The sequence below is a fragment of the Marinobacter segnicrescens genome (assembly GCF_900111555.1).
Taxonomy (GTDB): domain Bacteria; phylum Pseudomonadota; class Gammaproteobacteria; order Pseudomonadales; family Oleiphilaceae; genus Marinobacter; species Marinobacter segnicrescens.
In genome coordinates, this window is sequence record NZ_FOHZ01000028.1 from 25276 (window position 1) to 31792 (window position 6517).

Sequence of the window (6517 nt, forward strand, 5' to 3'; positions counted from 1 at the left end):
GGTTTTTAGGTCCGCCGGAAGCTGGCGAGGGCCACGGCCGCCACCACAAACAGGCTGCCGAATACCTGGTTCATGCGCTTCTGCCGTCGCGGTGTTGTCATGAAACGGTAAAGCTGGCTGGCAAGCAGTGCATAGCCCAGCATCACCATGCAGTCGACCAGGACCAGGGTGATGCCCATGGTCGCAAGTTGCGGTCCATGGGGCTCGCCTGCCACCAGGAACTGGGGGAACAGGGCGACCAGGAATACCGTGGCCTTGGGATTGGTCAGGTTCACAAAGGCCGACTGCCAGAAACGTTTCTGGTTGCTGGTTTCGGCTGGGGGGCCCTCCGAATGAGTGACGACTGGCTCACGCCATTTCTGGATGCCCAGCCAGATCAGATAGGCAACGCCCAACCACTTGATGACCGACAGCGCCAGGGTGGATGAAGCGATGATGGCACCCAGGCCCGCACCGACCAGCAGTATCTGTGCTCCGTAACCCAGCTGAAGGCCCAGGATGGAGGGTACCGAACGTCGTACACCGTACTGCAGGCCGTTACTCATGGTGTTTACTGCACCTGCCCCTGGCGATACGGAGATCAGCACAGCTGCGACCACGAACGTCAGCCAGACTGTGAGTGACATGGCTTACTGGCCCTCCTGCTGCTCCCGGGCCTGCCGGTTCAGCCTTTCCAGTTCCCGGTTCAGTTGTTCCATCCAGAGGACCAGTTCCTTCTTGAGCTGGTCATAGGACTGGCCAGACAGTTCTGACAGCTGCTGTTGTATCCGCGCCAGTTCCTGGCTGACCTCAGCCGCGGCCTCGGAGCCCTCTCGCTCCAGGGTTTCTTTCTGGTCCTTTATGGCCTGCTGGGCCTGGTCCAGTGTCTGCTGATCTTCCGGGCTGGCATCCGGGTTCTGCTGGCGGGCTTCATCCAGGGAGCGGGCAAACTCGTCCATTTCCCGCTGCAGGTCTTCGCTGTACTGCTCCACCAGGGCTGAAAGCTCCCGTTCGGCGTCGCCGGCGAGGGTGGCGAATTCTGCGGCCAGGCGGTCCATTTCCTGCGCGGCTTTTTCCGACTCGTCTGCAAACCGGGATCGCAGGGAGTCGCCCAGGCTTCGGAAACTCCCCATCAGGCTCTCAAGCCGGCGGTCGGCCTCGATCTCGTCTCCGGTATGGTGATAGTCCACCTGCCACTGGTCACTGATCCGGATCAGCCGGGTGGTGGTTTCCAGCGACTCACCCCGGGTCACGTCCAGGTCGTTAAATATGGTTTCGATACTGGCGTGCTCGCCCTCTACCGTGACCCGGCCCCAGCTCACCTGGGCCCCGGTCCAGTCCACACCAAAGCCATCAAAGCCGGATTCGTCCACCAGAGTGGACAGCTCCGCAGCCGTTTCGCCGTCGTTTTCCAGGACGGCCTCCCAGAAGGCCTGGGTGACCTCCTGCGGCGTTTCCGGGTTGCTGCAGCCTGCCAGTAACAGAACGCAGAGCAGTGTGAGTGATGTGGGCAGGGGCGTCTTGGTCATATGGGTTCCGGGCTGTCGGTGCGTTTAACAGAACCGGATCATACCGCTGTCGCGGCGCAACTGAAACGCCCGATACGAAGGTGTTGCTGGTTAACATGCGACCTGGGTGGGTTGGTGGTCCGTGGTCTGGGCGCCCTGGCCTGAACGGCTTTCCTTCCGCACGGGACACAGCCCCCGCTGGCCTGCCATAATGCCCCCAGATTCTGGCCAGCGACTGATATCCATGACAGATGTATCCGATCCAAAGACAGCCCGGGAGCTTAAAGGGGGCACCGGGCTGCGTCGTATTCTGAATGCTACCGGTTACTCCATGCAGGGGTTTCGGGCAGCTTTCCGTACTGAGCCCGCGTTTCGGCAACTGGTGCTCCTCAATGCCGTGCTGTTGCCCATCGCGCTCTGGGTAGATGTATCCCCGGTAGAGCGCGCGCTGTTGTTACTGACCCCCTTGTTGTCCCTGACGATCGAGTTGATCAACTCCTCCATCGAGCATGTGGTTGACCGTATCTCCCTGGAATTGCATCCCCTTTCCAAGTCCGCAAAGGATATGGGCAGCGCGGCGCAGTTTATGGGGCTGGTGCTGATCGTCGTCTGCTGGACCACTATTTTGCTGTAGCCTTGCCCTCCGCAAAGATAGCGATTGCGCATTTCGGGAAAATACGATTAGCTGTCTACCTTTTTGGAGGGGTGCTTTGTCGCAGTTTCGTCTGGCAGTACTACTGGGAATGACCGTCGCGCTGGGGCCGCTGGCCCTGGACGCCTACCTGCCCGCGTTTCCGGATATCGCCGCAGACCTGGGTGTGGGCCTGGGCGACATTGGGCTGACGTTGAGCGCCTATGTCGGCGCCCTGGGACTGGCCCAGCTGGTGGGCGGTCCATTGTCCGACCGCTATGGGCGCCAGCTGATTCTGCTGGGCGGCCTGCTGGTGTTTGGCTGCGCGGCGTTCATGGTTTCCCGGGCGGCCTCCCTTGATGAAATGCTGTTCTGGCGGGTCGTGCAGGGCATCGGTGGGGCTTTCTGCGCGGTCTCGGTGCCGGCCATCGTGCGGGATACCACCAATGGGCAGGACGCGGCCCGCCTGTTTGGCCTGATCGGGCTGATCATGTTTATAGCCCCTGCGGCAGCACCATCCATTGGCGCCTTGCTATTGGCTGTGGGCGAGTGGCCGGCGGTGTTTCTGATGCTGACCGGCTATGCGGTATTCCTGGGCTTCGTGCTCAAGCTGGTGATGTTCCATCGTCTGCCCGTCCACAAGCCGGTGACCACGCCCCTCAGTACCCTGGTAACCAATTACGCCCTGGTGCTTTCCCACCGCACCACTATGCGATTTGTCGGTATCCAGGTGCTGTGTTTCAGCGCCATGCTGGTGTTTATCACCCATGCGTCGTTTATCTACCAGGAATGGTTTGGCCTGTCCAAGGGGCATTTCTCAGGGCTGTTTGCCGCCAATGTCGGCATGATGGCGGTGTTGAACCTGCTTAACCGGCGGCTGCTTCTCAGTTATCCGTCCACGATGTTGCTACGTATTGGTGTACTGGTTCAGTTCGCCGCCATGTTGGCGCTGGTGGCAACTGCCTGGCTTGGGGCCCCGTACTGGGTGGTCGCCGGATGCATTATCGTCGGGGTAGGGTGCATGGGCGCGATTATTCCCAACAACATGGCCAATGCACTCGAGTATTTCCCGCACCTGGGCGGCACAGCCTCGGCGTTACTGGGGGCAACCCAGTTTACCTTTGCCGGGATCATCAGTGCGCTATCCGCTACCTACGCTGGTGATGCGTTGTTGCCGATCGTACTGACCATGGCCATCTGTTCCCTCGGTGCCGTAACGCTGGCGCTTGGCGCACCTCGTGCCGTTGCCCGTGAGGTTGAGGCCGGGTAACCTCCGAAGCTTTCTGAACCCATGGAGAGCCCGAATGCCAGGATGGCAGCCCCCACTTATGTTAGCGATTTTGCTCGTGATCTCATTCCCTGCCAATGCCCAGGTCTATAAATGGACCGACCCGGACGGCGTGGTTCACTACGGTGACACGGCGCCGGCGCAACAGGCCCATGAGCCCTTCCGGTTCGAGGGCTACAGCGAAATCGATATGCGAGGGAATATCCGCGCCAGTGAGGCGGTGAGCCGGGGCAGGCGTGAATTGCGTGCCCGGACCGGTTCCGGTAAGGGCAATGGTAGAAAGGTCAGCAAGGGTGAGAGTGACGCCCAAAAACGCGAGGCCCAATGCCAATCCCTGGTCGAGCGTATCGAATGGATCGACAGCCGGCTGCGCGCGGGTGGCTACTCCGTAAACCAGGGCAATCGGCTACGGGCCGAGCGCCGGGAATTGTCTGGTAAGCGGGCCTGGGAGTGTTTGCGGAACTAGTCGGAAGCAGAAGACCCGCCAAATTAAACGCGCGTGACACCGGTGTCCTGCGGATGGAGGAATCCAGGGTCGCAGGGAGTGACGGGCATTGCGTACGCTCATGCATTTGCAGCAATGTTATAATACCGATGGTAACCAAGCGGCCAGCAGAGGAGAAACCAATATGGCCAGGAAGAAGGCGAAAGCCACCCAGCACAGTGCTGTGCAGCGGGATCTGAGAACCCCGAAGTATCAGATGCGGGTTGTTGAGGACAAGAGCAAGTACAAGCGCACCCGGGACAAGGCGGCCAGGATGGAGGACTTTCGCAAGGCTGCATGATTGTGGTTTTACGAAAGTCTTCCCCTTGATTTCTGTCCATGACGCCAGGAACACTAATGGCTGACATGACGTAATGGTTCAGCCAACGCGTGATCGTAATCCCTCCCTGGTTGGTGGCTCCAGCATTGTTGCAGGCGTGTGCGTGGGCGCCGGTATGCTGGGCTTGCCCAGCTCCGGAGCCGGGGCCTGGACGCTGTGGTCCAGCCTGGCCCTGATACTCACCATGTCGGTAATGACGCTGTCTGGCTGGATGCTGCTGGAGGCTTTCAAACACTACGACCTCAGGGCTTCGTTCAACACCGTCACAAGGTCCCTTCTCGGGGCGAAGGTTAATATCCTCAGCAACCTGATGGTCTACTTTGTGGGTGGCATACTGCTCTACGCCTACATCACATCCTCCGGGCTGATTATCCACGACCTGACGGGCGCCAACAGCAAGCTTGCCTCCGTTGCCTTTGTTGCCGTGTTTTCACTGGTTGTCTGGCACTCCACGCGAGCGGTGGACCGGCTGTCGGTTGTGCTTGTCACCTTCATGGTGCTGAGCTTCGTGCTGGGGATATCCGGCCTCGCGGCCAGGATCGATCTCGGTGTTCTGTTCGACACCTCGAACGTGGGCGGTCACTACGCGCCCTACGCCCTGGCCCTGTTGCCAGTGGCACTGACATCGTTTGGCTATCATCATTCGGTGGCGTCCCTGCGCGCCTATTACGGTGACGAACGCAAGGCGCAGAAGGCCATTCTCGGTGGGACCCTGATCGCGCTGATGCTCTACATGGCATGGCTGATCAGTATCTTCGGCAATTTGCCGAGAGCCGACTTCGGGCCTGTGGTCGCCCGGGGTGGTGACGTGAATGCCCTGCTGGCAGCCCTGTCGTTTGCTATCGACACCGAGCAGGTGGCAAATATCATCAGTGCCTTCTCAGCGGCAGCGATACTGTCCTCGTTTGTGGGCGTTGGCCTCGGCACCTTCGACTTCATGGCAGACCTGCTTGGTTTTCGCAACGACCGGAAGGGGCGCACCCGAACCTGGGCCCTCACCTTTATTCCGCCGCTATTGCTCTCGCTGCTGGCCCCTTTCGGCTTCGTGCTGGCTATCGGCTATGCCGGTGCAGCCGCGGCAGTCTGGACATGCATTATCCCGGCCCTGCTGGCCAGGAAATCAAGAATGCTGAAAGGTGGCCGGTCAGGCTTTATGGCTCCGGGTGGGCAGGCTGGCATTTTGCTGGTGCTGGTGTTCGGAGTGCTGACCGTCGTGTTCCACTTCCTGGGGCTGGCGGGGGTATTGCCGGTGGCGGAATTGGGGGGTAGGGCGCAGTAGGTTCAGCTTGTGGCTTGCCCATTGGTCAGGCCTTGAAACAACAAAACCCGCACAAGGCGGGCTTCGTCTGAATTCTAATGGTGCCCGGAGGCGGAATCGAACCACCGACACGGGGATTTTCAATCCTGCTCAGTAAAATAGTAAACCCGCAATATGCCCAAATTTTCTGAATTTTTAAGGGGAGTTACGGTCTTTTCGTCGCTCCCCTTTTTGATTGTGTTGGATTCTCTTAGAGATTTATCGTCACCCAAATTGCGACCCTGCCATCCATAGTCCTAGCAGCCAATTGGGCCGGCAGGGATGCATAAGGCTACCTGTCAAACGGGTGCCAGCCTCTAACTAAGACGTAAAGCTAATACCCGCTGTATACAACGCCCCCCTTCAGTTGCACCAATGATAAGCGTTTTGCGCCTGTTGGGGGGGGCAACAACCATTCCTATCATGGTGCCCTTCCTCTGGAGGTTGGGAATTGCGAAACTACCATGCCTTGAAACGACAAAGTGACCTGCCCCCAGTCTTTAATCCAACTGCTCCCTAGTAATGTCCGTTACTTTTGAATCAGTTTTTCCAAGTCGGAGAGCGGAGGCAAACTCCAGGGGTGTCTGATACCCCAAGGATGAATGCGGTCGCCGCTCATTGTAGTCCAAGCGCCAGTTGCTGATCTTTTCGCGGGCATGAGCAAGATCCCGGAACCAATGTTCATTCAGACACTCATCCCGGAATTTTCCGTTAAAGCTCTCGACGTAACCATTCTGCATCGGCTTTCCAGGCTGGATCAGCTTCAGCTCAACGCCATGATGATAAGCCCATTGATCCAATACTCTGCCAGTAAATTCCGGCCCCTGATCGGTTCTGACGGCCTTTGGATAGCCTCTGAAGGCCGCTATGCCATCCAGGGTGCGGACCACCTGTTCGCCTGAGATTCCCATAGCAACGGGAATGTCGAGGCATTCCTTGGTGAAATCATCCACGATCGTCAGGCATTTGATCCTGCGCCCGTTGGCCAAG

8 protein-coding genes are annotated in these 6517 nt (G+C 58.9%); 5 read left to right on the forward strand and 3 right to left on the reverse strand.

The window, feature by feature from the left end:
- Positions 1 to 5: 5 nt before the first annotated feature.
- Positions 6 to 626 carry a homoserine/homoserine lactone efflux protein gene (gene rhtB, locus BM036_RS17095; protein WP_091854578.1) on the reverse strand — a complete coding sequence of 207 codons (621 nt, stop codon included), beginning with the start codon at positions 624 to 626 and terminating at the stop codon, positions 6 to 8.
- A gap of 3 nt (positions 627 to 629) precedes the next feature.
- The gene (locus tag BM036_RS17100; RefSeq protein ID WP_091854580.1) at positions 630 to 1508 is read right to left on the reverse strand and encodes a hypothetical protein; all 879 of its coding nucleotides are present in this window, start codon (positions 1506 to 1508) and stop codon (positions 630 to 632) included.
- A gap of 223 nt (positions 1509 to 1731) precedes the next feature.
- On the opposite strand from BM036_RS17100, the gene BM036_RS17105 reads away from it, so the two are divergent.
- The 5 genes from BM036_RS17105 to BM036_RS17120 all read left to right on the forward strand — a co-directional run bounded on the left by BM036_RS17105 (position 1732) and on the right by BM036_RS17120 (position 5509).
- The gene (locus tag BM036_RS17105; protein ID WP_091854590.1) at positions 1732 to 2121 is read left to right on the forward strand and encodes a diacylglycerol kinase; all 390 of its coding nucleotides are present in this window, start codon (positions 1732 to 1734) and stop codon (positions 2119 to 2121) included.
- 76 nt (positions 2122 to 2197) lie between these two features.
- Positions 2198 to 3388 (forward strand): multidrug effflux MFS transporter, encoded by a 1191-nt coding sequence (locus tag BM036_RS17110; protein ID WP_091854582.1) that lies wholly within the window; start codon positions 2198 to 2200, stop codon positions 3386 to 3388.
- A gap of 58 nt (positions 3389 to 3446) precedes the next feature.
- Positions 3447 to 3872: a DUF4124 domain-containing protein gene (locus BM036_RS17115; protein ID WP_218144829.1), complete on the forward strand. Its 426-nt coding sequence runs from the start codon at positions 3447 to 3449 to the stop codon at positions 3870 to 3872.
- A gap of 163 nt (positions 3873 to 4035) precedes the next feature.
- On the forward strand, positions 4036 to 4191 hold the full coding sequence (locus BM036_RS20120) for a hypothetical protein (protein ID WP_177186095.1): 156 nt from the start codon (positions 4036 to 4038) through the stop codon (positions 4189 to 4191).
- A gap of 73 nt (positions 4192 to 4264) precedes the next feature.
- Positions 4265 to 5509: an aromatic amino acid transporter gene (locus BM036_RS17120; RefSeq protein ID WP_091854586.1), complete on the forward strand. Its 1245-nt coding sequence runs from the start codon at positions 4265 to 4267 to the stop codon at positions 5507 to 5509.
- 518 nt (positions 5510 to 6027) lie between these two features.
- On the opposite strand, the gene BM036_RS17125 is transcribed toward BM036_RS17120, so the two are convergent.
- On the reverse strand, positions 6028 to 6517 hold a 490-nt coding region (locus BM036_RS17125), incomplete at its 5' end, for an integrase core domain-containing protein (RefSeq protein WP_143066639.1).

What these genes read in the sequence shown, in the direction of transcription:
- BM036_RS17105 (WP_091854590.1), top strand. Translation starts at nt 1,732, where the DNA reads ATGACAGATGTATCCGATCCAAAGACAGCCCGGGAGCTTAAAGGGGGC.
- rhtB (WP_091854578.1), bottom strand. Translation starts at nt 626, where the DNA reads ATGTCACTCACAGTCTGGCTGACGTTCGTGGTCGCAGCTGTGCTGATC.
- BM036_RS17115 (WP_218144829.1), top strand. Translation starts at nt 3,447, where the DNA reads ATGTTAGCGATTTTGCTCGTGATCTCATTCCCTGCCAATGCCCAGGTC.
- BM036_RS20120 (WP_177186095.1), top strand. Translation starts at nt 4,036, where the DNA reads ATGGCCAGGAAGAAGGCGAAAGCCACCCAGCACAGTGCTGTGCAGCGG.
- BM036_RS17120 (WP_091854586.1), top strand. Translation starts at nt 4,265, where the DNA reads ATGGTTCAGCCAACGCGTGATCGTAATCCCTCCCTGGTTGGTGGCTCC.
- BM036_RS17100 (WP_091854580.1), bottom strand. Translation starts at nt 1,508, where the DNA reads ATGACCAAGACGCCCCTGCCCACATCACTCACACTGCTCTGCGTTCTG.